Raw genomic sequence first — 26,222 nt, forward strand, 5'->3', positions numbered from 1 at the left:
ACGCGTACACGCGCACACCTGCGCGCACGCCAAGACGGCCAAGCACCCCTGTACCACTGCACCCCCGCACCACGGCCCGTCGAGGGCTGCGTCACCCCGTTGAAAGCAAAGGAGACCTGCCGTGCTGATGGCCGACCCGACGGTACTGCGCGAACTGGTGGAGCAGTACGAGACTTTGAGCGCACCGCATACGCCGAGCGTGGCCCCCGAGATCCGGCAACGGATCGAGGACATCGCCTACACCCTCTGCGTCTCCACCGGCACCCGCGAGGTGCAGGCGGCACTTTCCGCCGCCCGTCGACAGCTGGCCATGGCCGATGGCGCGTCGGAGACCCCACAGCCCGTGTGACAGGAGTGGGGCCGGCGGCGCCTGGCGCGGCCGCCGGCCTGCCGACAGCACGAAGCACGCACACGATCTGGGCGGACCTCGCTCAGATCGCGGACCTGGCTCACGGCGCTGCGATGAGAGCCGCGATCAGCCCGTCCATGTCCAGCGCCGCACTCTCCTCGGAGGCGGGCAGCAGAGCGTACGTCTCGCGGATGAATGCCTCGATCGGCGCCCGCTCGAGTTCCCCCCGGACGCGTCCTCCCGGGGACGTGAGCGTCACCAGCACCGTGTGACACCCCCGCGGCCGGATCACGACATCGCCTTCGCCCGCCTGCGCCCGGAGTCCCGACGCGAGAAGGTCCCTGGAGAGCACCCAGACCGTCGGGGCCTGCTCGGCCTCGGCCCGCGGAAAGGTGAGGGTCACGGCCAGCGGGTCCTTGGTGCTGTACGTCAGGGTCAGCTCGGCTTCGAGTACGAGGTCGAGGGCGTCGACGCGCAGGTGGGACGCGATGGGGCAGGTGAGGCTGGAGTCCATACAAAACGGGGTTCCCGGTAGTCGCCCACGCATGCGGAGAATGCGCAGACCGGGTGACATGCGTGCGGCAGGCTGACGTCGCATGCGTCGCCGCAGGCGATGAGGGAATCGCGATTCAGGCGGACAGGCGGGCGTCGTCCTGCGAGCGCACGCCGGCGAGTTGGGCGCGGGCCCAGGCCACGGCCGCCTCGGGAGTCCGCGTACCGGTGGAGACGCACAGGGTGTACGACACATCGTCCAGCCGCCGCCTGACCTCGGCCGAGTCCTCCCGGGCCCGCAGGTCCAGCAGCGAGGCGTAGGTTTCGAGCAGGGTGTGCAGGAACGTGGGGTGGGGCCTGAGCACGGGGTGCTCCTTTCCTGGGGCGCGGTGAGCCGTCGTTGACTGCCTCCTGGTGCCCGCGGTGGCGATCGCTATTCACACACCTTCACAAACCTTCGGTACGTCCAGGGCCACGGCCGACACCGGCAGCATGGACAAGGCCCGCCTGCGAGTCGAAAAGTTGTACGAGGTGGGGGCGAAAATGCAGCTCACCGGGGAGCCGCATCCGGCACAATCCCTCGCATGGAGATTGCCGAGCACCTTCACGTCCTCGACGCAGAAGGCCAGTTGCTGGCCCGCGCCGCGGAAACCGCAGGGACCGACGCCAAGGTCGCCACCTGTCCCGACTGGACCGTGCGCGATCTGCTGCGGCACACAGGGGCGGTGCACCGCTGGGCCGCCGCGCACGTCGCCGAGGCGCGCACCTCGCCGCACCCCATAGGCGATCCGCCGGACCTCGACGGCACGGCCTTGATCGGCTGGTACCGGCAGATGCACGGCGACCTGGTCAGCACGCTGCGTGCGGCGGCGCCCGACCTGCGGTGCTGGACGTTCCTGCCCGCGACGTCCCCGCTCGCGTTCTGGGCGCGGCGGCAGGCGAACGAGACGACGATCCACCGCGTGGACGCCGAGTCCGCGCGCGAAGGCGCACCTTCCCCCATCGGCACGGAGTTCGCCGCGGACGGGATCGACGAGTTGCTCCGCGGATTCCACGCGCGCTCGCGCAGCAGGGTGCGCACGCAGGAGCCCCGGGTCCTGCGCGTACGGGCGACGGACGCGAATGCTGATGCGGACGCGAATGGTGATGTGCAGGCGGGTGCCGTGTGGACCGTGCGCCTCTCGCAGGAGCCGCCCGTCACGGTGCGGGGCGACGAAGGCCCCGCCGACTGCGAACTGTCCGGTCCCGCCGAGCACCTCTACCTCGCGCTGTGGAACCGCGCGCCTTTCCCGCACGTCACCGGCGACACCGCGCTCAGCACGTTCTGGAGCGAGACGTCCGGCGTATGAGGCGCACGGGCTACTAGGAGTCCGCCCGCTGCAGCGTCCGCTCGAGCACCGCGCGCTGCAGCGGCCGCACCTCCGCGTGCAGTCGGCGGCCCTTGTCGGTGAGCACGACCCGCACCCCGCGCCGGTCCTCGCTGCACATGGCGCGTTCCACCAGGCCGTCCTTCTCCAGGCGGCCGATGAGGCGGGAGAGAGCGCTCTGGCTCAGGTGCACCCGGCCCGCGATGTCCTGCACGCGGTAGGCGCAGTCGCCGTCCGCCGCGGCACCCTCGGACAGCACGTCGAGGACTTCGAAGTCACTCGCTCCGAGGCCGTGTTCCCGCAGGGCGTTGTCGAGTTCGCACAGAGTGCGCGCGTGCACCGCGAGGATGTCGCGCCATTGGTCCACGAGCCCTTGCTCGGCCTTCTTCGCCGCCATGACATCGCACGTTAGCAGAAAACACCCCTTTGTTGCATCGGAATTAAATGCACTTGCACTCAATGCATGTGCATGTACTGTGCTCCGCATGACTTCTCCGCTCACAGCTGTCTCCGCGTCCCCGGAGCGCTGGTCCCCGCGTCTGTGGGGCACCCTTCTCGTGCTCTGCGCCGCGATGTTCCTCGACGCCCTCGACGTGTCGATGGTCGGCGTCGCCCTGCCCTCCATCGGCTCCGAACTGAACCTCTCCACCTCGACCCTCCAGTGGGTCGTCAGCGGCTACATCCTCGGCTACGGCGGCCTCCTGCTCCTGGGCGGCCGGGCCGCCGACCTGCTGGGGCGGCGCCGCGTCTTCCTGATCGCGCTCGCCGTCTTCGCCGTCGCCTCGCTGCTCGGCGGGTTCGTCGACTCGGGCCCGCTGCTCATCGCGAGCCGCTTCATCAAGGGCCTGAGCGCCGCGTTCACCGCGCCCGCGGGCCTGTCCATCATCACCACGACGTTCGCGGAGGGCCCGGTCCGCAACCGCGCGCTCACCATCTACACCACCTGCGCCGCCACCGGCTTCTCCATGGGCCTCGTCCTCTCCGGGCTGCTCACCGAAGCGAGCTGGCGCCTGACGATGCTGCTGCCCGCGCCCATCGCCGTCGTCGCGCTGATCGCCGGACTCAAACTGATCCCGCGCAGCGCCCGCGAGAAGAACATCGGCGGCTACGACGTGCCGGGCGCCATCACCGGCACCGCCGCGATGCTCCTGCTCGTCTTCACCGTCGTCGAGGCACCGGAGGCCGGCTGGGCGTCGGCCCGCACCCTCCTGTCGTTCCTCGCCGCAGCCGTGCTGCTCGCCGTCTTCGTACGCATCGAGCTGCGCACCGCGAGCCCGCTGATCCGCCTCGGGGTCCTGCGCTCCGGACCCCAACTCCGGGCTCAGATAGGTGCGATGACGTTCTTCGGCGGCTACGTCTCCTTCCAGTTCCTGGCCACGCAGTACTTCCAGACGCTGCTCGGCTGGTCCGCCCTGGAGACCGCGCTCGCCTTCCTGCCGGCGGGCGCCCTGGTCGCCCTGTCGTCCACGAAGGTCGGCTCGGTGATCGACCGGTTCGGCACACCACGGGTCATCGTGGCGGGCTTCGTCCTGCTCGTCGCCTCGTACGCGCTGTTCCTGCGCGTCAGCCTCACGCCGTCGTACGCGTCCATGGTGCTGCCGTCGATGATCCTGCTCGGCTTCGCGTGCGCCCTGGTCTTCCCCTCGCTCAACATCCAGGCCACCAACGGCGTGGACGACGACGAGCAGGGCATGGTGTCCGGCCTTCTGAACACCTCGATCCAGGTGGGCGGCGCGATCTTCCTAGCCGTCGTCACGGCCGTGATCACCGCGTCCTCCCACGGCGCCGACGCCTCGCCACAGGCCGTGCTCGACAGTTACCGCCCCGGCCTGGTCGTGGTCACGGCGATCGCGGTCGCCGGACTCCTGATCACCCTCACCGGGCTGCGCACGCGTCGCACTCAGGAGACGGTCCTGGTCGTGAAGTCCGTGCAGCGGGAGGCGGACGAGGAGCGGGTCGCCGTTCACGACTGACCTGACCGTACGAGACCCATCGGCCGGACCGTAGGAGATTCATTCGGCCGCACCTCAACACCCGGCCTCCGGCGGCCAGTTCCCTGCCCGCCGGAGACCCGCCGGAGGCCCGCCAGAGGCCCGAGGGAACGGACGCGCGGGCGCGTCAGCCCAGCCAGCCGGGGCGCACCAAGCCCGACTCGTAGGCCAGCACCACCAGTTGGGCGCGGTCACGGGCGCCCAGCTTCACCATCGTCCGGCTGACGTGCGTCTTCGCGGTGAGCGGGCTGACGACCAGACGCCGGGCGATCTCCTCGTTCGACAGACCGATGCCGACCAGCGCCATCACCTCCCGCTCCCGCTCGGTGAGTTCACCCAGCGGCGCCACGCTCGCGGGCTCCTTCGAGCGGGCCGCGAACTCGGCGATGAGGCGGCGCGTCACGCCGGGCGAGAGCAGCGCGTCGCCTTCGACCACCGCGCGGACGGCGCGCAGCAACTCCTCGGGCTCGGTGTCCTTGACGAGGAAGCCCGAAGCCCCGGAACGGATCGCCTCGAAGACGTACTCGTCCAGCTCGAAGGTGGTCAGCATGACCACCTTGACGTCGTTCAGATCCGGTTCTCCGGTGATCCTCCGGGTGGCGGCGAGCCCGTCGAGCACGGGCATGCGGATGTCCATCAGGACGACGTCGGGGCGCAGTTCGCGCACCTTGCGCACCGCCTCCTCGCCGTCCGCCGCCTCGCCCGCGACCTCGATGTCCCGCTGGGCGTCGAGCAGCGCCTTGAAGCCGGCCCTGACCAGCGACTGGTCGTCGGCGAGCAGTACGCGGATCACTGGTCCTCCTGGAGTGCCGTGCGGGTGGGCAGTACGGCGGTGACCCGGAAGCCCCCGTCCGGGCGCGAGCCCGCCTCGATCGTGCCATTCAGGGCGGCGGCGCGCTCCCGCATTCCGGCGAGACCGTTGCCGCTGCCGCCCGCGTCCGCGCCGGTGGCGGGGCCGTCGTCGTCCACCCGCAGGGTGAGCGCCGCGGCCTCGTACCGCACCAGCACGCGCGCGTGCCGCGATCCGGAGTGGCGTACGACGTTCGTGAGTGCCTCCTGGACGATGCGGAAGGCGGCGAGGTCGACGCCGGGCGCCAGCTTCCTGCGGGACCCCCGCGTGTCGACCTCGACGGTGAGTCCCGTACTGGCGGCCTGCTCCACGAGCTCGGGCAGCCGGTCGAGCCCGGGGGCCGGGGCGCGGGGCGCGTCACCGGGCGTACGCAGCGTGTCGAGGACCTGCCGGACCTCCCCCAGGGCCTCCTTGCTCGCGGCCTTGATGGTGGTCAGGGCGGTGCGGGCCTGCTCGGGATCGGAGTCGAGCAGCGCGAGGCCGACACCCGCCTGGACGTTGATCACGGAGATGCTGTGCGCGAGGACGTCGTGCAGCTCGCGGGCGATGCGCAGCCGCTCCTCGTCGGCCCGCCGCTCGGCCGCCCGCGCGCGCTCCGCACGCTCCTTCATCCACTGCTCACGTCGTACGCGGGCCAGCTCGGACACGGCGATGATGGCGACGACCCAGACGGCGACGACGGTTTCCTGGCCCCAGGTCCGGGCGCCGTCGCCATCCGGCGGTAGCCACCGGTAGAGCCAGTGCGCGACCAGCAGATGCCCCACCCACAGCATCCCGACGGCGCCCCACGCGGCGCGGCGGTGACCGGCGACGACCGCGGCGAAGCAGCCGACGGCGACAGTGATCAGGACCGGGCCGTACGCGTACTCGGCCCCGAGGTAGACCAGCGCGGTCCCCGCGGTGAAGTACGCGACCGGGATCGGATACCGGTGACGCAGCAGCAGCGAGGCCGTCCCGGCGAGCAGCAGAAGCCGGGCGCAGACATCGAGGGGCTCCCGGTCGAGCTGGCCCTCGGCGGCGTACTTCGAGCCGATCTGCACGAACACGGTGATCGCGAGCGTCGTCAGCCACGGCAGCCTGGTGACGTCCCCCGTCTCGTGGCGCTGGTTCCACCAGGGCGGCCCCTGCCGCCACGCCGGCGGTCCACCCCAGGGCAGGGGCGGACCGCCGCGGCTGCGTTCGCGCTGCTCATCCATGACGGCAACGCTAGACCGCGCGGCCGGTGGCGGGCGTCCGCCGTGCGTGGCGATCACGCGTACTCCCGCTGGAGTACCCCGACGGTGTGGGTGTCCTCGACGGCCAGGCCACAGGGCCGCGCGCCCTACGCTCCGAGCGGGCGCGGGCCACCCGGGCGCGCGCGAGCCGTGCGAGGTCTTACCGCTGCTCCAACAGCCCTACCCCGTGGGCGAGTTGTGTGACCGCGTACGAGAAGAATCCCGCACGGTCCTCGACGACGCGGTTGAACTGCCCGAAGACCTCGAAGCCCACGAGTCCGAACAGCTGGGCCCACGCCGCGACCATCGCGGTGATCACCGCCGGCGGCAGATCGGGCGCGAGATCGGTGGCGATCCGCTCTGCCTCGGTACGCAGTCCGTCCGGCAGCGGCCGCACGGCGACACCCCGCCCCTGATGAGCGTCGCGCACGATCCCGATGAGCAACTGCCCGACGCGCGCGGCGGCTTCGACCGTGGAGACGGGCGCGCTGTAGCCGGGGACGGGCGAGCCGTAGATGAGGGCGTACTCATGCGGATGCGCGAGCGCCCAGGTCCGCACGGCCTCGCACACGGCCGTCCAGCGCCGCACGGTTCCGGCGGACGCGACCTGGGCGTGTGCCTTCTCGGCGGCGGCGCCGAGGGAGTCGTAGGCGTCGATGATGAGCGCGGTGAGGAGGTCGTCGCGGCTGGGGAAGTAGCGGTAGAGGGCGGAGGACACCATGCCGAGCTCGCGGGCCACGGCGCGCAGCGAGAGCTTGGCGGCGCCGTCGGCGGCCAGCTGTCTGCGTGCCTCGTCCTTGATGGCGGCGGTCACTTCGACTCGGGCGCGGGCCCTGGCCCCGCTGGTGGCGCTACTCATGCAAGCAGTGTGCCATGAGTCCGGAGCAGTGCACCAAAACGAGATCGGTGCACTTAGACGTGAGCGGCGCACAAATTAGAGAGCACTGCTCTTGTAATGGAGCACCTGTCTCGTGCACACTGCTCTTAAGCGAGAGCAGTGCTCTCGGAAGCTCTCCCGACTCAGGCGGTCACCATGTCTTCGTCCTCCTCCGACGCATCCTCCTCGTCCCCCACCCCCTACTACCTCAAGGGCAGCCCGCTCGCCGTGCGGCTCAACAGTGTGGTCGGCTGGCTGGCACGGCGCGGCATCAGCCTGATGGGGTCGGCCGAGCTCTCCGTCCGGGGACGCAAGAGCGGGCAGATGCAGCGCATCCCGGTGAACCCGTTCACGTACGAAGGAGCCCAGTACCTGGTCTCGGCGCGCGGGCACTCGCAGTGGGTGCGCAATATGCGCGCGGCGGGCGGCGGCGAGCTGCGCGTGGGGCGCAAGACGCGCGCGTTCACGGTCGAGGAGGTCCCGGACGCCGAGAAGCTGCCGCTGCTGCGCGGCTACCTGGAGAAGTGGGGCTGGGAGGTCAACCAGTACTTCAAGGGCGTCACCGCCAAGTCCACGGACGCGGAGATCGAGGCGGCCGCAGGCGACCACCCCGTCTTCCGCGTCACCCTCACGAAGTGACACCACCGGCCACCCCGGAGCGGGCGGCCCTACTGCTCTCCCGGTTCCACCGCTTCTACCGGTCGAGCGCGCTCAGCGCCCGTCCCGCCAGCGGATGGTTCCGGACCAGCTCGCCGAGCGTCGTCGAGCCACGGGTGATCCTCGCGAACGCGTTCCACGCGGGCCTGAAGCCGGTGATCGCCGCGTGCAGCGTGCCCGGACGGCGCTCGAAGAGGGTCAGCATGCGCCGCCCGACGCTCATCTCGACACCGAGGCCGGCCTTGATCGCGAAGGCGTAGTTCAGCGCCTGGCGGCGGGCGTCGACCGCGTCGTGCGCCTCGCCGATCCGCACCGCCCACTCCCCCGCGAGCCGCCCCGAGCGCAGTGCGAAGGAGATGCCTTCGCGGGTCCACGGCTCGAGCAGCCCCGCCGCGTCACCGCACACCAGGACCCGGCCGCGCGACAGCGGCGAGTCGTCGCTGCGGCAGCGCGTCAGATGCCCGGAGGAAATGCTCGGCTCGAAGCCCGCGAGCCCCAGGCGGGCGATGAAGTCCTCCAAGTACCGCTTGGTGGCAGAGCCTTCGCCGCGGGCGGAGATGACACCTACGGTGAGGGTGTCACCCTTGGGGAACACCCATCCGTAACTGCCCGGCATGGGGCCCCAGTCGATGAGCACCCGGCCCGCCCAGTCCTCGGCGACGCTCTGCGGCACCGGGATCTCGGCCTCCAGACCGAGGTCCACCTGATCGAGCTTCACCCCGACATGTGCCCCTATGCGGCTCGCGCTGCCGTCGGCCCCGACGACCGCGCGGGCGAGCACCGTCTCGCCGCCCTGCAGGACCACCGCGACCGTCCGCCGGTCGGGCACCGAGGAGCCGTGCTGCTCCACGCGGGCGACGGTCACCCCCGTACGCAGCTCGGCGCCCGCCTTCTGCGCGTGCTCGACCAGTTGCTGGTCGAACTCGGGGCGGTTGATCAGCCCGAAGAGCATCTGCTTCGAGCGGCGGGTGCGGGAGAACTTGCCGTCCAGGGAGAACGTCACCGCGTGCACCCGGTCCCTGAAGGGCAGTTCGAACCCGGGCGGGAGCGAGTCGCGCGAGGGGCCGATGATGCCGCCGCCACACGTCTTGTACCGGGGCAGTTCGGCTTTCTCCAGGATGAGGACGCTGCGTCCCGCGACTGCCGCCGCATAGGCCGCCGACGCCCCCGCGGGCCCTGCTCCCACCACGACGACGTCCCACACGTACTGCGCGTCGTCCGCTGAGTTCTCGCTGCTCACGTTGGTCTACCGCTCCCGATCCAGCTGTTGGCCGCGCTTTCCAAGGCATCCTACGGCGGGCACCTCGGGCACCCTCCTGTGGGAGGATCACCGCACCCGCATATGTACAACGTCGCACCTACGAGGAGCGTGCCCATGTCGCCGAATCCGATCGCCGAGACCGTCGCCTCACTCATGCCGAGGGCGAAGGCGGAGCTCACCGAACTGGTGGCTTTCGAGTCGGTGGCGGACTTCGACCAGTTCCCCAGGAGCGAGAGCGAGGCTGCCGCGAACTGGGTGGCGGACGCGCTGCGCGCCGAGGGGTTCCAGAACGTGGCCCTGCTCGACACCCCGGACGGCACCCAGTCCGTGTACGGCGTGCTGCCGGGCCCCGAGGGCGCTCCCACCGTGCTGCTCTACGCGCACTACGACGTGCAGCCTCCGCTCGACGAGGCCGCGTGGACCACCCCGCCGTTCGAGCTGACCGAGCGCGACGGCCGCTGGTACGGGCGCGGCAGCGCCGACTGCAAGGGCGGCGTCCTGATGCACCTGCTCGCGCTGCGCGCCCTGAAGGCGAACGGCGGCGTCCCGGTGACCGTCAAGGTGATCGCGGAGGGCTCCGAGGAGCAGGGCACCGGCGGTCTCGAGCGGTACGCCGAGCAGCACCCCGACCTCCTCACGGCCGACACGATCGTCATCGGCGACGCGGGCAACTTCCGGGTCGGCCTGCCGACGGTCACCGCCACGCTCCGCGGCATGACCCTCGTACGCGTCCGCATCGACACCCTTGAGGGCAATCTGCACTCGGGACAGTTCGGCGGCGCCGCACCCGACGCGCTCGCGGCGCTGGTGCGGGTGCTCGACTCACTGCGCGCGGAGGACGGCTCGACGACGGTCGACGGGCTCACCGGCGACGAGGTGTGGGACGGGCTTCAGTACGAAGAGGGCGACTTCCGCAAGGACGCGAAGGTCCTCGACGGCGTACAGCTGATCGGCGAGGGCACGGTCGCCGACCGCATCTGGGCACGCCCCGCGGTCACGGTACTCGGCATCGACTGCCCGCCGGTGGTCGGCGCGACGCCGTCCGTGCAGGCGGGCGCGCGGGCGCTGATCAGCCTGCGGGTGCCGCCGGGCGTGGACGCGGCCGAGGCGACCAAGCTCCTGCAGGCGCACCTGGAGACGCACACCCCCTGGGGCGCGCAGGTGACCACGGAGCAGATCGGTCAGGGCCAGGCGTTCCGCGCGGACACCACGAGCCCGGCGTACGCGGCGATGGCGGAGGCGATGGGCGAGGCGTACCCGGGCGAGGAGATGCAGTACGCGGGGCAGGGCGGCTCCATCCCGCTGTGCAACACCCTCGCCGCGCTCTACCCCCGCGCGGAGATCCTGCTGATCGGGCTGAGCGAGCCGGAGGCACAGATCCACGCGGTCGACGAGAGCGTGTCGCCGCAGGAGCTGGAGCGGCTCTCGGTCGCGGAGGCGCTGTTCCTGCAGAAGTACGCGGCGAGCTGAGCCACCGCGTGGGCCGAGCTGTATCTCCTGCGCTTCCCTGTCGGGCAGGCCTGATCGCAGTCAGTCACTGGCGGCCGACGGGGACCCCGGCCTCCAGGTAGAGGGGGACCCCGCGTTCCCGCGCGCGCAGGGCCCAGCGCAGTCGTTCGTAGCGCACGGAGGGCAGCAGCAGGGCGGCCTCCTCCTCGGTGACGAAGCGGCAGTCGCGGAGTTCGGGGCCGGGCAGCAGCATCTGCCGCGCCTCTCCGCCGTCGAGGCTGCCGCCGTCGAAGAGGAACCGCATCCCTCCGTAGCCGGGCGGTCGGGGCGGCTCCCAGTCGATGACGAGGAGTCGGGGGGCGTCGGCGAGTTGGATGCCGGTCTCCTCGGCCACCTCGCGCATGCCCGCGCGCGCGGGCGCCTCGCCCCGTTCGACGACACCGCCGGGGAACTCCCAGCCGGCCTTGTACGTCGGGTCGACGAGCAGCACCCGGCCCTGCTCGTCGAAGAGCAGTACCCCGGCCGCGAGTGTCTCGGCGGTGGGCTCGGGGGTCTGCACGATGTCGCAGACGGACGCGGCCCCGGTGCGTATGGCGGCGGCGATACGCTCGGCGGACTCGCAGGGGGTGAGCGCGCCGGTGTCGATGCGGTGGGCGTCGGCGCCGAGCCAGCCCGCGAGTGCCGTGCGGTACGGCTCGATGTGGTCGAACGACCACTGCCGCACGCGTGTCTCGCCGTTCGGGAGGTCCGGGGCCGGGCGTCCCGATATTCGTTCGCGCAGGATCGTTTCATCCGGGGTCAGGACGACGTGTCGTACGGCGATCCTGCGCGAGGCGAGGCCGCCGAAGATCTCATCGCGGTAGTCCTGCCGCAGCAGGGTCATGGGCACCACGAGGACGCCACCGACCTCGGCGAGCAGGGCTGCCGCCGTGTCCACGACGAGCCGCCGCCAGAGCGGCAGATCCTGGAAGTCGCTCACCTCGGCGAGGCGCTTGGGCGGCAGCAGGTCGCGCAGTCCGCCGCCGATGACCTCGGGGTCGAAGAGTGTGCTGTTCGGGATCAGCTCGATCAGTTCCCGTGCGGCGCTGGTCTTGCCCGCACCGAACGCGCCGTTGATCCAGACGATCACGGTTCCCCCCTCTTCTGTTGGCCCCCTGTGGCTTGCCCGCAACACCCTGCCACGGAAACCAGGTCCTGATGGGGCGGCCATTCCCCGGAGCGAAAGGTGCTGCGATATGTCAAGCGTTTCGCATCTACTTCACCCCATCAGGTGGCAGTCACCCTGCATGAATCGTTCCCTCACTGCGGGGCGGGCCCTCCCCCGCTAGCGTGATCCGCCAGGCGCCCCAGCCCCTGGTGACCTCCTGAATCCGGCTCTTCCGACGCACCGCGCTCGCGCGAGGGCCCGGCCGATGTTCAACGCTGGGGGAACACGTGCAAACCGATGCACTGAACGAATTCGCCTTCGAGGACTCCGACCAACAGCCGCGCGTGTACGGACACAACGGCGCGGTCATCGTCGAACTGCACGGCGAGGTAGACCTCTTGGCCTGTCAGCGGATCGCACCGCTCCTCGATCCCATCACCGGTGGGACAGCGGCAACCGTGGTCATCGATCTGACCCACACCACGTTCTTCGACTGCTCCGGCCTCGGCCTGCTGGTCCGCGCGCGTCGCCGCACGAAGGCACGCGACGCCCGCTTCTCCGTGGTCTGCACCCACCCCCTGACGCTCCGCATCCTGCGCCTCACGGGCCTCACGCCCTTGCTGTTACCGGTCTCCACCCTGAAGGAGGCCCTGCAACAGAAGTGAGCCCGCGCCGCCGACGGGCCCAGGGGCCGCGGCGGCGGCGCTGGGGGCTGCGGGGGTGCTGGGAGTGCGGGGGTGCTGCGGGGTCCGGGCAGCACCAACAGCCTGCCCCGTGAATGCCGTTACCGGGAGTAGGCGCGCACGATGCATATATGCATTCCGTTCACACCCCGTGTGAATCGCGCACTCACCGTGGTTTCGACGCGGACCGCCGGGCGGTGCGGACACGGTTGGGCCACCTGGTGCGGGTGTACGCGTGGAAGTGGTCGCCGACGTGGTCCTGCCCGAGGGTGCAGTGCAGGACGTCACCGGGCCTCTCGTCCCAGCACAGGCCGGGAATGTCACGCGCGTACTTCGGGGCTTTCATGCGGAGCGCTCCGTCTGCCGGGGGTCGTCGGTGGCCACGCCCCGACGATCTCAATCCGGCTGGCCAGCCCGGAACATGACAGCCCATGACACGACCCGGATCATGCGGACGGCCCCTTGCCTCACCTGGCGGAAATCGCGCGCAGCGCGTTGCCTCCGTCGGCGTGACGCCCGCTGCCACTGGATGCCGGGAAGACTGAGGGAGCGGATGCCGTACTCGCGACATTGGTCGCGGTGGCCGGTCGTCACGGTTCTGTCACTCAAATCGCATAAGTCCTGCCAATTGGTTCGTTCCCCCGATACGGTCGTCCTCCTCGAAACGCCTGGGGGGGCTCATGTCGCACAGTCAGCCACCGCCGTACCAGCCGCCGGCCGCCGACCCGGCTCCGGCGCCGCAGATGCGGCCGAAGTGGGCGCGGAAACGCATCGCCATCCCGGCCGCCGCCGTCATCATGCTCGTAGGCGTGGGCATCGGGGCCGCCGGAGGCGAAGATCAGAAGAAGACGAGCACCGACGCGAAACCGCAGCCCACTGTCACCGTGACGAAGACGGCCGCAGCGAGAGAAGCCAAGGCCAAGAGGAAGCCCCAGCCGACCAAGACCGTCACCAAGACCCCGAAGCCCAAGGCAACCAAGAAGCCGGCCGAGGACAAAGCCCCCGAGGGCAAGGTCGTGTTCAAGGTGTGGGGTTCCGCGTCCTCCGGCGTCGACGTCAACTACGGCAGCGACAGTGACAGCCGCCAGGGGTCGGGACTGCCGATGACGAAGACGCTGACACTGGACTCAGAGGCGCTCTACTACAACGTGTCGGCGCAGCTGAGGGGCGGCGGCGACATCAACTGCTCGGTGACCGTGAACGGCCAGACGAAGAAGGGCCACGCATCGGGCGGCTACAACATCTGCTCCGCGCAGCTCAACGGAGGAATCACCGGCGGCTGGGAGTAGAACCGGGACAGTGACGCGCAGGGGGCCGCGGTTCCCGGTTCCACGGCATCCTGCTTCCTGGCCCAACGCCATGCGCTGATGAGACCGACGGCGTATGCACGGGGTGTGGTGCCCGGCTGCCGAGGACTGCCGGAGCCCTGTCACGTCCCGCTAGCCGAGAGAGCTCGCAAGGTCACCGTTCTCCGCTTCCTTCGCGGACAGCTGGAGTGTGCCGCGATGGGACACCTCGACCTTGTAGAACTTCTCCCCCTTGGGCACGCCGTCGACAGCAATGGAATGCGGCCAGCAGGCTGCGAGGTTTCACCGGCGGCCCAACAGGAGGTTGATAGTCCGCGGGGTCAGCCTCCCCGCGCCCCCTCACCCCTTGCTGGACCCCAGCGTCAGCCCCGCGATGAAGTGTCGTTGCAGGAGGAGGAAGACCAGGACCGTGGGGAGTGCTACCAGGACCGAGCCTGCTGCCAGGAGGTTGTAGTCCGTGAAGAACTGGCCTCTCAGGTTGTTCAGGGAGGACGTGATCGGGAGTTTGTCGGGGTTGGAGATGAAGATGAGGGCCCAGAGGAAGTCGTTGTAGATCCAGGTGAATTCCAGGGTGCCGAGCGCTGCCAGCGCGGGGCGGCACAGGGGGAGCGTGATGCGCCAGAATTGCGTCCATACTCCTGCGCCGTCCACGATCGCCGCCTCCAGGATTTCCTGTGGCAGCGTCCGCATGAAGTTGGAGAGGACGAAGACGCAGAACCCGACCTGGAAGCCGATGTTGACGATGATGATCGCCCAGTACGAGTCGTACAGGGTGAGGGAATCGGACATCCACCAAGGGAGGGGGATCTTGAGGAAGAGGACGTACAGGGGGGTGACAAGGACCTGGGGCGGCAGCAGGTTTCCTGCCGTGAAGAACATCAGGAGGATCATTCCGCCGCGGATGCGGAGGCGGGACACGGCGAATGCCACGAACGCCGCCAGGAAGAGGGTCACCAGGACCGCGGGGACCGCTATGAGCAGCGTGTTGGTGAAGTACTTTCCCATGCCGGAATCGCTGTAGGCCTGGCGGTAGTAGTCGAACGACAGATGCTCGGGGAACGAGAAATAGCCGTGCTGCGCGGTTTCCTCGTACGGGCGCAGTGAGGCGTAGACCGCCAGGAGAAGTGGTGCCAGGAACGCCAGGGTCACTGCCATCAGGAAGATGTGCACCCCGAAGCGGCCGGGACGGCGGCTTCGGGCCGGTGGCTTCTCGGTGGGGGGTGCGGGATTCTTGCCGAGGGGTGTGGTGCGGATGTCGGCGGTCATCGGTCTCGCGCACCTCGCAGCTCTTGGACCAGGAACGTCACGATGAATCCGAGCGAGACGGTCAGGAGTACGACCGCGATGGCGGAGCCGAATCCGATGCGGCTCGCCTCGCCGATGATGTTGTCGGTGATGAGCACGGAGAGCAGTTCCAGGCCGTTGCGGCCCTTGTTGACCGCGTAGACGATGTCGAAGGCGCGCAAAGCCTCGATGACCGTGATGACGCCGACGATGACATTCACGGGGCGCAGAGTCGGGAAGACGACGCGGAAGAATGTCTGGCGGGCGTTCGCGCCGTCTATCTGCGCGGCCTCTTTCAGGGCGGGGTCGACGGATTTGAGCCCGGCCAGGTAGAGGATCATGACGTAACCCGTGTGCCGCCAGCTCGCGGCCAGCATCATCATCCAGAGGTTGATGTCGGAGTTCCCGAGCCAGTCGATCGGGTCTTGTTGGTTGTTGAGGATCGTGTTGACCACGCCCTGGTCGGTGCCGAGGATCAGCTGGGCCATGAAGCCGACCACGGCGAGCGAGAGCACCACCGGCATGTAGAGCACGGACTGGTAGAAGCGGCTGAAGCGCACTCCGCGGTCGATGACGACCGCGAGGAGCAGGCCGAACGGCGTGGCCACCAGGCCGAGGAAGGCTGTCCACAGCAGGTTGTGGCGGACGGCGGGCCAGAACGCCGGGTAGTTGTCGACCAGGTTCTCGTAGTTCTTCCCGCCCACCCACTCGATGTCGCCTATGCCGTCCCAGGACGTGAAGGACAGGCCGACGGAGGCCAGGGTCGGGCCCCAGATGATGAAGATGTCGAGGAGGACGGGTATTCCCAGAAGCACGCCGAGCACGGCGATGTCACGGCGTGTGAAGCGCCGTGGTCTCCGCCGTCCGGCGCGCCGCGCGGTTTTCTGCGGCACGGGGCGCGATCCCTCGCTACTCAGCTGACGTCGGAGGAGAAGATGTCCTTCTTCTGGCGTTCGATGCTGTTGACCAGGCCGTCGACATCGTTGGGATTGTCGATGAAGTCCTGCAGCGCCTTGATCATGACGGTCTGCGCGAAGTCGGGCCGGGTATCGCGGTCCAGGAACTGCGATATCTGCTTGGCCCCGGAGACGAGTTCGGCCGACTTCTTCTGCAGGGGGCTGTACTTGCTGGTGTCGGCGCCGTCGTTGACGGCGACGTTGTTGGGGTCACCGGCGAGGTAGATGTCCTCGGCCTTCGGTGTTCCCAGCCACTTCAGGAGTTCCTTCGCGCCGTCGACGTTCTTCGACTTCTTCGCGACCAGGAATCCGTCGATCGGCGCCTCCACGGCGTCCTGACCGTACGCCGGATCGATCTCGGGGAAGGCGAAGAAGTCGATGTCGTCGCGTTCGTCCGCCGGGAACTGCTGGCCGGGGTGCGGCATTCCGAAGACGGCCATGGCGGTCTTGCGCTGCTGGAGTCCCTGCCCCGCCTCTTCCCAGGTACGTCCGAGCGCGCCCTTCTGGTAGTACGGCATGAGTTCGCGCCACAGGTCGAAGACCTTCTTGACCTTGGTGTCGGTCCAGGATTCCTTGCCGGCCATCAGGCTCTTGTGGAAGTCGTATCCGTTCAAGCGCATGTTGATGTAGTCGAAGGTGCCCATGGCGGGCCAGCCGTCCTTGTCGCAGAAGGCGACCGGTGTGCCGTCCTTGCTCATCTTCTTGGCGAGCGCGATGAACTGGTCCCACGTCTTGGCCTGTTCGTAGCCCCGTTTCTCAAAGAGGCTCTTGCGGTGGAAGACGGCCCATGGGTAGTAGTAATACGGCACGAAGTACTGCTTGCCCTCGTGGGTGGACTGGTCCCGCAGTGCGTCCGAGAAGCCCTTGAACCCCTTCCACACGTCGCTGATGTCGATCAGCAGACCCTTCTCGGCGAAGTACTGCATGCGGTAGCCCGCGAACCACATGAAGACGTCGTCCGGTGTGCCCTGCAGATAGCGCGTGATGTTCTGCTGGAACTCGTTGTGCTCTGTCGTGTTGACCTTGACGGTCTTCCCGGACTTCTTCTCATAGGCGTCAAAGGCGGCGGCGAACGCCTTCTTGGGCACCGCGTCCGAGGAATTGGACCCCATCGAGACTTCGTCCTTGTTGCCGCCAGGACCGTCACCACAGGCCGTGAGCAGGGCCGGAAGGGTGACCGCTCCGGCTCCGGCGGCGGCACCACGCAGGACATTCCGTCGGGACATCCGATGTCCTGACATGCTGCGAGGCGTGGCAGGACCCATGAACGATGACTGTGCCATGTCCCCCTCCTCGGGGTGCAAACGAACACAACCGAACGCAAGGGTTGCGATCCCACTCCCAAGCGCCCCCACAGTCAAGGGTTTCGGCGTCCGGGTGCTCGAACCGTTACGGCTCCTCTTCCAACAGAGTCCAACACGGCCTACCGTAAGCGCGCACCTCTGACACGTACATGCAGCCCCCAACTTCTGCGAGTACGGAGGAATGTAACGATGCGTCATCTCTCACCCCGCACCACCCGGCGAAGAGTCGTCGGGTCGCTGGCCGCCGCACTGCTGTGCGCCGCGGGCCTCGCGGCACCGGCGGCGGCACGCGACACGGGCGGCGCGGGCAGCGCGGGCGGCGCGGGCAGCGCGAAGGACACCGCCGACCGGAGCACGGCCGCGAGCGCGAGGCCCTCCGCCCCCGATGCGAAGCTCTCCGGCGGTCTCGCCCTCACTCCGCCCATGGGCTTCAACAACTGGAACTCCACCCACTGCAGGTCCGAGTTCGACGAGACGATGGTCAAGGGGATCGCGGACATCTTCGTCGAGAAGGGCCTCAAGGACGCGGGCTACCAGTACGTCAACCTCGACGACTGCTGGGCACTGCCGCAGCGGGACGCGAACGGCAAGCTGGTGCCCGACCCCAAGCGGTTCCCGGGCGGCATCAAGGCAGTTGCCGACTACGTCCACTCCAAGGGGCTCAAGCTCGGCATCTACACCAGCGCCGGCAGCAAGACCTGCAGCGACATCGGCTTCCCCGGCGCGCTCGGCCATGAGGTCAGCGACGCGCGGCAGTTCGCCGACTGGGACGTCGACTACCTCAAGTACGACAACTGCAACAACCAAGGCGTCGACGCCAAGAAGCGGTACATCGCCATGCGCGACGCGCTGAAGGCCACCGGCCGCCCCATCGTCTACAGCATCTGCGAATGGGGCGAGAACAAGCCCTGGGAGTGGGCAGCCGACGTGGGGCATCTGTGGCGCACCACCGGCGACATCAGCGACAACTGGTCCTCGATGCTGGCGATCATGAAGCAGAACCTGCCGCTCGCCAAGTACGCGGGCCCGGGTCACTGGAACGACCCGGACATGCTCGAGGTCGGCAACGGCGGCATGACGGCCACCGAGTACCGCACGCACTTCTCGATGTGGTCGATCATGGCGTCGCCGCTGCTCATCGGCTCCGATCTGCGCAAGGCCACGCCCGAGACCTTCGACATCATCGGCAACAAGGAAGTCATCGCCGTCGACCAGGACCCGCTGGGCAAGCAGGGCGACGTGCTGTCCTCGGAAGGCGGCCGCTGGGTCGTCGCCAAGGAGATGAAGGACGGCAGCCGGGCGGTCGCGCTCTTCAACGAGACGGGCACCCCCCAGTCGATCGCCACGTCCGCGAAGGCCGTCGAACTCCCGGACGCCGACGGGTACACACTGCGCGACCTGTGGAAGCACAAGAGCTACAACACGGCGGGCAAGATCTCGGCGACCGTCCCCGCGCACGGCACCGTACTGCTGCGCGTCGCCGCGGACGGCAACTGGGCCAAGAACCCGCCCGCCGTCGAACTCGGCCTGAATGGCGCCCCGTTGGTCGAGGCGGGCAAGCCAGCGAAGCTGACGTCGAAGGTCACCAACCTGGGCCGCACCCCCGCGCAGCAGGTGTCCGCCACCTTCACGGGACCCTCCGGCTGGAAGATCGGGGCGACGTCGCCCTCGACCGCGAGCTCCCTGCGTACGGACAAGTCGCTGAGTACGTCGTGGACGGTGACCGCACCGCAGGGCGCGGCCCCGGGAGCATACGACCTCACACTGAAGGCCGCCTACCGCTCCCCCGGCGGCACTCGCGCCGACAGTGTGCTGCCGCTGACGGCGCATGTCGTCGTGGCGCCGCCCGCGGGCAACTCGGCGGTCAGTGACCTGCCGTGGATGTCGACGGTCAACGGCTGGGGTCCCGTCGAGAAGGACACCAGCAACGGCGAGAGCGCGGCGGGCGACGGCAAGCCGATCACCATCGGCGGAGTGGTCCACGCCAAGGGCCTGGGAGTGCACGCCGACAGCGCCGTCGAGTACTACACCGGCGCGTCCTGCGAGAAGGTCACCGCGCAGGTGGGCGTCGACGACGAGAAGGACCCGAAGGGCACGGTCACCTTCGAGATCTGGGCGGACGGCAAGAAGGCCGCGTCGACCGGCGTCCTGACCAACGCCGATGCCGCACAAGGGATTTCGGCCGACGTGACCGGCGCCCAGGTCGTACGCCTCGTCGTCACGGACGGCGGTGACGGCAGGGACTCCGACCACGCGGACTGGGCGGACCCGGTGCTCAGCTGCTGAGAGCAGGACTCCCGGCGGCTGAGCCGACGAGGCTTCGCGCGGCCGGCCCGCCGAGCCGCGCGTGGACCAGTAACTGCGGTCCGGGCTGAAGCACTTCAGCCCGGACCGCAGTCAGGAATAGCCCCCCCGGGGCCCCGCAGCCGTCAACTCCCCACAACGGGACGCAAGTCCACGGACCTGTCCTCCTGGCTGAGCGCGGCGGCCGCAGCTCCTACCAACCCGGCATCCGTCCCCATCAAGGCCGGACCCACGGTCAGATGACGTACGAACGAGAGCGTGGCGTAGTCCCGCAGGGCCCTGCGCAGCGGGTCGAAGAGCACGTTCCCCGCCTTCGCCACCCCGCCCCCGATCACGGCGATGTCGATCTCGACGAGGGTCGCCGTGGCGGCGATGCCCGCGGCGAGCGCCTGGGCCGCGCGTTCGAAGGAGGCGACGGCCACCGGGTCCCCGGCCCGCGCGGCGAGGGCCACCGCGGCGGCGGACGTGTCACCGTCGGGCCCCGGACGCCATCCGCCCTCAAGGGCGCGTCGCGCGATGTTCGGACCGCTCGCGATGCGCTCCACGCACCCGCGCGCCCCGCACGGGCAGGCGTCACCGTCCAGATCGACGCTGATGTGCCCGATGTGCCCCGCGTTCCCGGTGGGGCCGGGGTGCAGCTTGCCCCCGAGGATCAGTCCGCCGCCGACGCCCGTGGACACCACCATGCACAGCGCGTTGTCGTGCCCGCGCGCCGCGCCCTGCCAGTGCTCGGCCGCCGTCATCGCGACGCCGTCCCCGACCAGCTCGACCGGCAGGCCACCAGTGGCCGCGCGCACCCGCTCGACCAGCGGGTAGCCGCGCCACCCGGGGACGTTGACGGGGCTGACCGTCCCCGCCGACGCGTCCACCGGGCCCGCGCTGCCGATGCCGACGGCGTGCGCCCTGCCCCACAGCGGGGAGCGCGTGAGCTCACCTATGACCGCTTCGACCGCCCGCATCACGGTGTCGCCGTCCTCGCGCGCGGGCGTGGGCCGCTGGGCGCGCAGCAGGATCCGGCCGTGCCCGTCCACCAGGGCGCCGGCGATCTTGGTGCCGCCGATGTCGAGAGCGGCGACGAGGTCGGTGTGCATCAGTCTCAGATCTCCTGGTGAAGGGGCAGGCTCCCCTGGTGAAAGGGCAGGCCGGAGAATGTGATGGACAGTCTCTCTTGCATCTGACAACGTTGTCCAGGTTCTATGCTCGACGCCACATCACTTACGCACCACTTTCAGCTCACCTTCGTCGACGACAGGACAGCGCACCGTGGCCGAGACCGCCAGCCGACCCGAGCGACCCGAACCCCGCTACGGCAACCGTCCGACCATGAAGGACGTCGCCGCCCGCGCCGGAGTCGGCCTCAAGACGGTCTCCCGTGTCGTGAACGGCGAGCCGGGCGTCACCCCGGACACCGAACGCCGCGTGCAGGAGGCCATCGACGCCCTCGGCTTCCGGCGCAACGACAGCGCGCGCGTCCTGCGCAAGGGGCGCACGGCCAGCATCGGCCTCGTCCTCGAAGACCTGGCCGACCCCTTCTACGGGCCGCTCAGCCGCGCCGTGGAGGAAGTGGCGCGCGCCCACGGCGCCCTCCTCATCAACGGTTCGAGCGCCGAAGACCCGGACCGCGAGCAGGAGTTGGTGCTCGCGCTGTGCGCGCGCCGGGTCGACGGACTCGTCATCATTCCGGCCGGTGACGACCACCGCTATCTGGATCCGGAGATCGCCGCCGGAGTCGCGACCGTCTTCGTCGACCGGCCCGCCGGGAAGATCGACGCCGATGTCGTGCTCTCCGACAGCTTCGGCGGCGCGCGGGACGGCGTCGCCCATCTCATCGCCCACGGCCACCGCCGCATCGGCTTCATCGGCGACCAGCCGCGCATCCACACCGCCATAGAGCGGCTGCGCGGATACCGCGCCGCCATGGACGACGCGGGCATCGACGTCGAGGACGCGTGGATGTCCCTCGGCCCCACCGCCCCGGACCGCGTCGAGCAGGCCACCCGGACGATGCTGAGCGGCTCCGAGCCCGTCACGGCGATCTTCGCGGGCAACAACCGCGTGACGGTGACGGTCGTCCGCGTCCTCGCCGGGCACACCCGGCCCGTGGCCCTCGTCGGCTTCGACGACATCGAGCTCGCGGACCTGCTGCAACCGGGCGTGACCGTCGTCGCCCAGGACGCCGCGCAGCTGGGCAGGACCGCCGCGGAGCGCCTGTTCCGTCAGCTGGACGGCGCGTCCGACGCTCCGGAACGCATCGAACTCCCGACGCGGCTCATCCAGCGCGGGTCGGGCGAACTGCCGCCCGCGGGCTGACGGCCGCGGGCTGCGGTGCGGGCGCGGTCAGCAGACCGGGAGGCCGGGCAGCGGCTTGTCGTTGTCGCCGCCCTTGATGTAGACGTCGCTGATGAAGACGCCCGTGTTGCCGCTGTCGTCATCCGTCTTCGCCCACCAGACGTTCGTCCACTCGCCATGCGTCTCGCGACGGCCCAGGTTCTGCTGGCAGTAGAAGTAGTTCGTGCCCGCGTTCAGTACGCCCGCCTCGGCGCCCGAGGCGGTGTACGACGTCGACGAACGCCAGACCGAGCAGTCGTACTTGCCCCCACCCGCGGGGTGGCAGGCCGCTTCGGGGGCCGGATCGCCGCCACCCGTCGTGCCGCCGGAGCCGTCGGAACCGCCGCCTGGGCTGCCGCCGCCGGTGGGCTTGGTCGACGGGTCGTCCTTGGGCTTGGGGGCCTTGGGTTCCCTGGGGGCCTTGGAGGACTTGGCGTCGTCCCCGCCCGCGGAGGGCTTCGCGTCCGGCTTCCGGGTCTTCTCGTCGCCCTGCTTCGAGGGCTTGGGCGCGTTCGCGCCGTCGAGCGCGCCGCGGCTGGCGCCGGCCGCAGGCTCGGCCGTGTTCCCGGACGCGGAGCCCTGAGCCTGGCTGCCGCCGTCCTCCTGGCCGTTGAGGAGGGCCACGGTGACCCCGGTCGCCGCCAGGACGACGACCACAGCCCCCGCCGCGAGCAGCGCCCTGCCGCGACGCGGGCGGGGCTCAGAGGGCGGCGTGGCCGTGGGTCCGGCGACCGGTGCCACCTGCGGGGACACCGCTGCGAGCGGCGGACCGAAGCCCGGCGGAGGTCCGCTCGGGATGCTCCGCTCCGTGGGTTCCCTCGGCCGTGGCTCGGGCTCGCGCAGAGCGGCGGTGACCGCGCCGCCCGCCGCGTCGGCGAGGATCAGCGCCGCCTGCTCCGCGTCCGGCCGGGCCAGCGGGTCCTTGTGCATGAGCCGTTGCAGCACGGGGATCAGGGGTCCCGCCCGCCGCGGCTCGGGCAGCGGGTCGGTGACGATCGCGGTGAGCGTGGACCACGTCGACGTACGGCGGAACGGCGACGCGCCTTCGACCGCCGCGTACAGCGTGGCGCCCAGGGCCCATACGTCGGACGCGGGGCCGGGGTCCTGGCCCTGGGCGCGCTCGGGCGCCAAGTAGTCCAGGGAGCCGACGAGTTCGCCGCTGCGCGTGAGGTGCGTGGCCGAGCCGTCCCCCGGGTCGTCCATCGTGGCGATGCCGAAGTCGGTCAGGACGACACGGCCTCCGGTCTCCAGGAGGATGTTGCCGGGCTTGACGTCGCGGTGCAGGACTCCGGCGCGGTGGGCGGCGGCGAGCGCCTCCATGACCTTGGCGCCGACGGCCGCAGCTTCGCGGGGGTCGAGGGTGCCGCGATCGCGCAGTACGTCGTCCAGGGAGGGGCCGTCCACCAGCTCCATGACGATCAGGGGCCGACCGTCGACCTCCGCCACGTCGTGCACCGCGACGACCCCGGGGTGGCGCACCCGGGCGGCCGCGCGGGCCTCGCGCTGCATCCGCACCCGCAGGTCGGCCAGCTCGGGCCCGGCCGCGTCCGTGTACGTCCGCAGTTCCTTGACGGCGACCTCGCGGCCGAGCACCTCGTCCACGGCGCGCCACACGACGCCCATGCCGCCGCGTCCGAGCTGCGCGGTCACGCGGTAGCGCCCGGCAAGGAGCCTGCCGACACCGCCCGTCTGTTCCTGATCCCCCGAAGTCACCGCTGCCCCGTTCCTGTGACACCACGTTTCGTGGCTCACAGACTACGGGGCAGGGGTGACAGCGCGTGCCGGGAGTTACTTGCCGTGCGGCGTGAGGTCGCCGCGGCGCGGGCCCGAGAAGCTCTGCAGGCGGGCCAACGTCAGGCCGGTGAGCCGGGTGACCTCGCCGACGTCGAGGGCGCCGCAGTCCAGGCCGCGCAGCAGGTACCCGGCGAGCGCCTTGGCCGATGCCGGCTCATCCGCCACGTCGCCGCCCTCGCGGTGGGCGGCGTACGCGGACAGGCGCGCGGCGGCCTGCTCGAAGCCCTCGCGGTAGAACGCGAACACGGCGGCGTAGCGGGTGGGGATGTGGCCGGGGTGCATGTCCCAGCCCTGGTAGTAGGCACGGGCCAGGGCGCGGCGGGTGAGGCCGTAGTGCAGGCGCCAGGCGTCGTGGACCTTCTCGGTGGTGCCGATGGGCAGGACGTTGGTGGAGCCGTCCGAGACGCGGACGCCGGTGCCGGCCGCGGCGACCTGCATGATCGCCTTGGCGTGGTCGGCGGCCGGGTGGTCGCTGGTCTGGTAGGCGGCGCTGACGCCGAGGCAGGCGCTGTAGTCGAAGGTGCCGTAGTGCAGACCGGTGGCGCGGCCCTCGGCGGCGCCGATCATGCGGGCCACGGTGGCGGTGCCGTCGGTGGCCAGGATGGACTGGCTGGTCTCGATCTGGATCTCGAAGCCGATCCGGCCCGGCTCCAGGCCGCGCACCTTCTCGAACTCCTCCAGGAGGCGCACCATCGCGGTGACCTGCTCGGGATACGTGACCTTGGGCAGCGTCAGGACGAGGCCGTCGGGCAGGCCGCCCGCCTCCATGAGGCCGGACAGGAAGATGTCGAGGGTGCGGATGGCGCGGTCGCGCACGTTCTCCTCGAAGCACTTCATGCGGATGCCCATGTACGGAGCCGCGGTGCCGTTCTTGTAGGCCTCGGAGATCAGGCGGGCCGCGCGGGCGGCGTCCTGGTCCTCGTCCGCGCCCTTGTAGCCGTCCTCGAAGTCGATGCGCAGGTCCTCGATCGGCTCGCGCTCCAGCTTGGCGCGCACGCGGTCGTAGACCGGCGCGGCCAGCTCGTCGGCGAGGCCGAGGACGGCCGCGAAGGAGGCGGCGTCCGGGGCGTGCTCGTCGAGGGCCTTCAGTGCCTGGTCGCCCCAGGTACGGATGGTGTCGGCGCCGAAGAGCTCACCGGGTACGTACACGGTGTGGACCGGCTGGCGGGTGCCCGGGTCGCCGGGGTAGCGGCGCTCGAGCTCCGCGTCCACCGGGGCGAGGGAAGCGCTGATGCCCTCGCTGACCGCGCCCGCGAGACTCGTTGCCACCTTCTCTTGCTGACCCATTCCTGCACCCTCCACACGCTCGGGACCACACACTCAGGACCACTCAGGATTATTCAGAACTTCCGCTTCACGGAATCAACAATCCGCATGGCGAAGTTATCCGGCGACCTTCCCGCTGGTCAACACCCTCTCGTCTGCCGGACCTCGTCCGTTCACCCATGTCTCAGATCCTGCTTCCGCACTCGCGCGCCCGCACCTCATCCTGACCGTCACCCCCTGAAGGAGACCGCGTGCCGAATGACATCCGAGTAACGCGCCGCTTCGGCCTGCAGACCGTGCTCGCCGCGGTGGCCCTGCCCTTGTTCACCACCGCGCTCGCCGCCTCCCCCGTCCATGCGGTGGAACGCGCGGGGCGCCGCCTGGAGGTCATGTCGTTCAACCTCCGCTACGCGGGCACCACGCCGCCCAACACCTGGGCCGACCGCCGCCCGGTGACCCGGGAACTGCTGCGCCGCGCGCGCCCTCACGTCATCGGCACCCAGGAAGGCCTCTACCAGCAGGTACAGGACATCGCCGAGGACCTGGGCCCGCACTACGACTGGATCGGCACCGGCCGTGCGGGCGGCAGCCGGGACGAGTTCATGACCGTCTTCTACGACACCCGCAGGCTCGCGCCGATCGAGTACGACCACTTCTGGCTCTCCGACACCCCGGACGTCATCGGGTCGAACACCTGGGGCGGCGGTTCCATCCGCATGGTCACCTGGGTCCGCTTCCACGACCTGCGCACGGACGGCGAGCTGTACGTCCTCAACACCCACCTCGACAACGCGAGCCAGTACGCACGCACGCGTGCCGCGAGCCTGATCTCCGAACGGATCGCCGCCCTCGACCGGTCCGTGCCGCTTTTGGTCACGGGTGACTTCAATGTCGCGGCGCACAAGAACGCGGTCTACGACACGATGCTGGGCGCCGGGCTCGTCGACACGTGGGACGCGGCGGACGAGCGCAGCAAGGCGTACGCCACCTTCCACGGCTACAAGCCGCTGGTGCCGGACGGCGACCGGATCGACTGGATCCTGGCGACGCCCGGTGTGCGGGTCCACTCGGCGGCCATCAACACCTTCTCGCAGGGCGGCCAGTTCCCGAGCGACCATCTGCCGGTGCAGGCCTCACTGACCCTGTGAACCGGCACCGTGAACTGACCCTGTGACGCGGCGAGGCCTTCGCCGCCGCATGCGTGCGGTGACGAAGGCCTCGTACAGGTGCCACATGTCCTGCCGGGGGGTCAGCCCTTGCGGGTGTTGACCTCTTCGGTCAGGGCGGGGACGACGTCGAAGAGGTCGCCGACCACGCCGTAGTCGACCAGGTCGAAGATCGG

The 26,222-nt window shown here is 70.0% G+C and carries 25 protein-coding genes; 10 read left to right on the forward strand and 15 right to left on the reverse strand.

The features are described from left to right. The first annotated feature begins 121 nt into the window (after nucleotides 1-121). Entirely contained in the window at nucleotides 122-349 is a 228-nt protein-coding gene (locus AB0E78_RS33080; protein WP_361840438.1) for a DUF5133 domain-containing protein, read from the forward strand. Nucleotides 350-449: 100 nt separating this feature from the next. Here the strand turns inward: AB0E78_RS33080 and AB0E78_RS33085 are convergent, their stop codons facing one another. Both AB0E78_RS33085 and AB0E78_RS33090 read right to left on the reverse strand, forming a co-directional pair. Continuing rightward, nucleotides 450-863, reverse strand: a complete 414-nt coding sequence (locus AB0E78_RS33085; protein WP_361840441.1) for an SsgA family sporulation/cell division regulator — start codon at nucleotides 861-863, stop codon at nucleotides 450-452. A gap of 115 nt (nucleotides 864-978) precedes the next feature. After that, nucleotides 979-1,206: a DUF5133 domain-containing protein gene (locus AB0E78_RS33090; protein ID WP_361840444.1), complete on the reverse strand. Its 228-nt coding sequence runs from the start codon at nucleotides 1,204-1,206 to the stop codon at nucleotides 979-981. A gap of 219 nt (nucleotides 1,207-1,425) precedes the next feature. Here AB0E78_RS33090 and AB0E78_RS33095 point away from each other — a divergent pair, with 219 nt between their 5' ends. Further along, the gene (locus AB0E78_RS33095) at nucleotides 1,426-2,190 is read left to right on the forward strand and encodes a maleylpyruvate isomerase family mycothiol-dependent enzyme (protein ID WP_361840446.1); all 765 of its coding nucleotides are present in this window, start codon (nucleotides 1,426-1,428) and stop codon (nucleotides 2,188-2,190) included. A gap of 13 nt (nucleotides 2,191-2,203) precedes the next feature. Here AB0E78_RS33095 and AB0E78_RS33100 read toward each other — a convergent pair whose 3' ends face one another. Then, nucleotides 2,204-2,605 (reverse strand): MarR family transcriptional regulator, encoded by a 402-nt coding sequence (locus tag AB0E78_RS33100; protein ID WP_361840447.1) that lies wholly within the window; start codon nucleotides 2,603-2,605, stop codon nucleotides 2,204-2,206. An 88-nt stretch (nucleotides 2,606-2,693) separates the two neighbouring features. On the opposite strand from AB0E78_RS33100, the gene AB0E78_RS33105 reads away from it, so the two are divergent. Beyond that, nucleotides 2,694-4,181 (forward strand): MFS transporter, encoded by a 1,488-nt coding sequence (locus tag AB0E78_RS33105; RefSeq protein WP_361840449.1) that lies wholly within the window; start codon nucleotides 2,694-2,696, stop codon nucleotides 4,179-4,181. Between the two features lie 145 nt (nucleotides 4,182-4,326). On the opposite strand, the gene AB0E78_RS33110 is transcribed toward AB0E78_RS33105, so the two are convergent. The 3 genes from AB0E78_RS33110 to AB0E78_RS33120 all read right to left on the reverse strand — a co-directional run bounded on the left by AB0E78_RS33110 (nucleotide 4,327) and on the right by AB0E78_RS33120 (nucleotide 7,122). Continuing rightward, nucleotides 4,327-4,992: a response regulator transcription factor gene (locus AB0E78_RS33110; protein ID WP_361840452.1), complete on the reverse strand. Its 666-nt coding sequence runs from the start codon at nucleotides 4,990-4,992 to the stop codon at nucleotides 4,327-4,329. Then, a complete protein-coding gene (locus AB0E78_RS33115) occupies nucleotides 4,989-6,245 on the reverse strand; it encodes a sensor histidine kinase (protein ID WP_361840455.1) in 1,257 nt (418 codons plus the stop codon). Before AB0E78_RS33115 ends, AB0E78_RS33110 begins: the two co-directional genes overlap by 4 nt. A gap of 178 nt (nucleotides 6,246-6,423) precedes the next feature. After that, on the reverse strand, nucleotides 6,424-7,122 hold the full coding sequence (locus AB0E78_RS33120; protein ID WP_361840458.1) for a TetR/AcrR family transcriptional regulator: 699 nt from the start codon (nucleotides 7,120-7,122) through the stop codon (nucleotides 6,424-6,426). Nucleotides 7,123-7,296: 174 nt separating this feature from the next. On the opposite strand from AB0E78_RS33120, the gene AB0E78_RS33125 reads away from it, so the two are divergent. Then, a complete protein-coding gene (locus AB0E78_RS33125) occupies nucleotides 7,297-7,779 on the forward strand; it encodes a nitroreductase family deazaflavin-dependent oxidoreductase (RefSeq protein ID WP_361840460.1) in 483 nt (160 codons plus the stop codon). A gap of 55 nt (nucleotides 7,780-7,834) precedes the next feature. Here AB0E78_RS33125 and AB0E78_RS33130 read toward each other — a convergent pair whose 3' ends face one another. Further along, entirely contained in the window at nucleotides 7,835-9,037 is a 1,203-nt protein-coding gene (locus AB0E78_RS33130; protein ID WP_361840463.1) for a geranylgeranyl reductase family protein, read from the reverse strand. Nucleotides 9,038-9,172: 135 nt separating this feature from the next. Between AB0E78_RS33130 and AB0E78_RS33135 the strand changes: the two genes are divergently transcribed. Beyond that, nucleotides 9,173-10,528, forward strand: coding sequence for a dipeptidase (locus tag AB0E78_RS33135; RefSeq protein WP_361840466.1), 1,356 nt, complete (start codon nucleotides 9,173-9,175; stop codon nucleotides 10,526-10,528). A gap of 64 nt (nucleotides 10,529-10,592) precedes the next feature. Here the strand turns inward: AB0E78_RS33135 and AB0E78_RS33140 are convergent, their stop codons facing one another. Beyond that, nucleotides 10,593-11,636, reverse strand: a complete 1,044-nt coding sequence (locus AB0E78_RS33140) for an NUDIX domain-containing protein (RefSeq protein ID WP_361840469.1) — start codon at nucleotides 11,634-11,636, stop codon at nucleotides 10,593-10,595. Nucleotides 11,637-11,941: 305 nt separating this feature from the next. Here AB0E78_RS33140 and AB0E78_RS33145 point away from each other — a divergent pair, with 305 nt between their 5' ends. Next, nucleotides 11,942-12,319 carry an STAS domain-containing protein gene (locus AB0E78_RS33145; RefSeq protein WP_361840471.1) on the forward strand — a complete coding sequence of 126 codons (378 nt, stop codon included), beginning with the start codon at nucleotides 11,942-11,944 and terminating at the stop codon, nucleotides 12,317-12,319. A 184-nt stretch (nucleotides 12,320-12,503) separates the two neighbouring features. Here the strand turns inward: AB0E78_RS33145 and AB0E78_RS33150 are convergent, their stop codons facing one another. Next, nucleotides 12,504-12,683 carry a hypothetical protein gene (locus tag AB0E78_RS33150; RefSeq protein WP_361840474.1) on the reverse strand — a complete coding sequence of 60 codons (180 nt, stop codon included), beginning with the start codon at nucleotides 12,681-12,683 and terminating at the stop codon, nucleotides 12,504-12,506. Nucleotides 12,684-13,017: 334 nt separating this feature from the next. Here AB0E78_RS33150 and AB0E78_RS33155 point away from each other — a divergent pair, with 334 nt between their 5' ends. Next, entirely contained in the window at nucleotides 13,018-13,626 is a 609-nt protein-coding gene (locus AB0E78_RS33155) for an MmpS family transport accessory protein (protein ID WP_361840477.1), read from the forward strand. Nucleotides 13,627-13,983: 357 nt separating this feature from the next. Here the strand turns inward: AB0E78_RS33155 and AB0E78_RS33160 are convergent, their stop codons facing one another. Genes AB0E78_RS33160 through AB0E78_RS33170 form a run of 3 tightly spaced genes read right to left on the reverse strand, consistent with a single transcriptional unit; the run spans nucleotide 13,984 to nucleotide 17,110 of the window. Beyond that, nucleotides 13,984-14,910 (reverse strand): carbohydrate ABC transporter permease, encoded by a 927-nt coding sequence (locus AB0E78_RS33160; protein ID WP_361840480.1) that lies wholly within the window; start codon nucleotides 14,908-14,910, stop codon nucleotides 13,984-13,986. Beyond that, entirely contained in the window at nucleotides 14,907-15,821 is a 915-nt protein-coding gene (locus AB0E78_RS33165) for a sugar ABC transporter permease (protein WP_361840483.1), read from the reverse strand. Before AB0E78_RS33165 ends, AB0E78_RS33160 begins: the two co-directional genes overlap by 4 nt. A gap of 20 nt (nucleotides 15,822-15,841) precedes the next feature. Next, the gene (locus AB0E78_RS33170; protein WP_361840485.1) at nucleotides 15,842-17,110 is read right to left on the reverse strand and encodes an ABC transporter substrate-binding protein; all 1,269 of its coding nucleotides are present in this window, start codon (nucleotides 17,108-17,110) and stop codon (nucleotides 15,842-15,844) included. Between the two features lie 267 nt (nucleotides 17,111-17,377). On the opposite strand from AB0E78_RS33170, the gene AB0E78_RS33175 reads away from it, so the two are divergent. After that, nucleotides 17,378-19,474: an NPCBM/NEW2 domain-containing protein gene (locus tag AB0E78_RS33175; protein WP_361840487.1), complete on the forward strand. Its 2,097-nt coding sequence runs from the start codon at nucleotides 17,378-17,380 to the stop codon at nucleotides 19,472-19,474. Between the two features lie 143 nt (nucleotides 19,475-19,617). On the opposite strand, the gene AB0E78_RS33180 is transcribed toward AB0E78_RS33175, so the two are convergent. Next, on the reverse strand, nucleotides 19,618-20,583 hold the full coding sequence (locus tag AB0E78_RS33180; protein WP_361840489.1) for an ROK family protein: 966 nt from the start codon (nucleotides 20,581-20,583) through the stop codon (nucleotides 19,618-19,620). 232 nt (nucleotides 20,584-20,815) lie between these two features. On the opposite strand from AB0E78_RS33180, the gene AB0E78_RS33185 reads away from it, so the two are divergent. Continuing rightward, nucleotides 20,816-21,802 carry a LacI family DNA-binding transcriptional regulator gene (locus AB0E78_RS33185; RefSeq protein ID WP_361840541.1) on the forward strand — a complete coding sequence of 329 codons (987 nt, stop codon included), beginning with the start codon at nucleotides 20,816-20,818 and terminating at the stop codon, nucleotides 21,800-21,802. Between the two features lie 27 nt (nucleotides 21,803-21,829). Here AB0E78_RS33185 and AB0E78_RS33190 read toward each other — a convergent pair whose 3' ends face one another. Together AB0E78_RS33190 and AB0E78_RS33195 are read right to left on the reverse strand one after the other, a co-directional pair. Continuing rightward, complete coding sequence (locus AB0E78_RS33190; protein WP_361840491.1) at nucleotides 21,830-23,533, reverse strand: serine/threonine-protein kinase; 1,704 nt, start codon at nucleotides 23,531-23,533, stop codon at nucleotides 21,830-21,832. A gap of 75 nt (nucleotides 23,534-23,608) precedes the next feature. After that, the gene (locus tag AB0E78_RS33195) at nucleotides 23,609-24,901 is read right to left on the reverse strand and encodes an aldolase/citrate lyase family protein (protein ID WP_361840494.1); all 1,293 of its coding nucleotides are present in this window, start codon (nucleotides 24,899-24,901) and stop codon (nucleotides 23,609-23,611) included. A gap of 230 nt (nucleotides 24,902-25,131) precedes the next feature. Between AB0E78_RS33195 and AB0E78_RS33200 the strand changes: the two genes are divergently transcribed. Further along, on the forward strand, nucleotides 25,132-26,028 hold the full coding sequence (locus AB0E78_RS33200; protein WP_361840496.1) for an endonuclease/exonuclease/phosphatase family protein: 897 nt from the start codon (nucleotides 25,132-25,134) through the stop codon (nucleotides 26,026-26,028). The last annotated feature ends 194 nt before the right edge of the window (nucleotides 26,029-26,222 follow it).

The sequence above is a fragment of the Streptomyces sp. NPDC032198 genome (assembly GCF_040636975.1).
GTDB lineage: Bacteria > Actinomycetota > Actinomycetes > Streptomycetales > Streptomycetaceae > Streptomyces.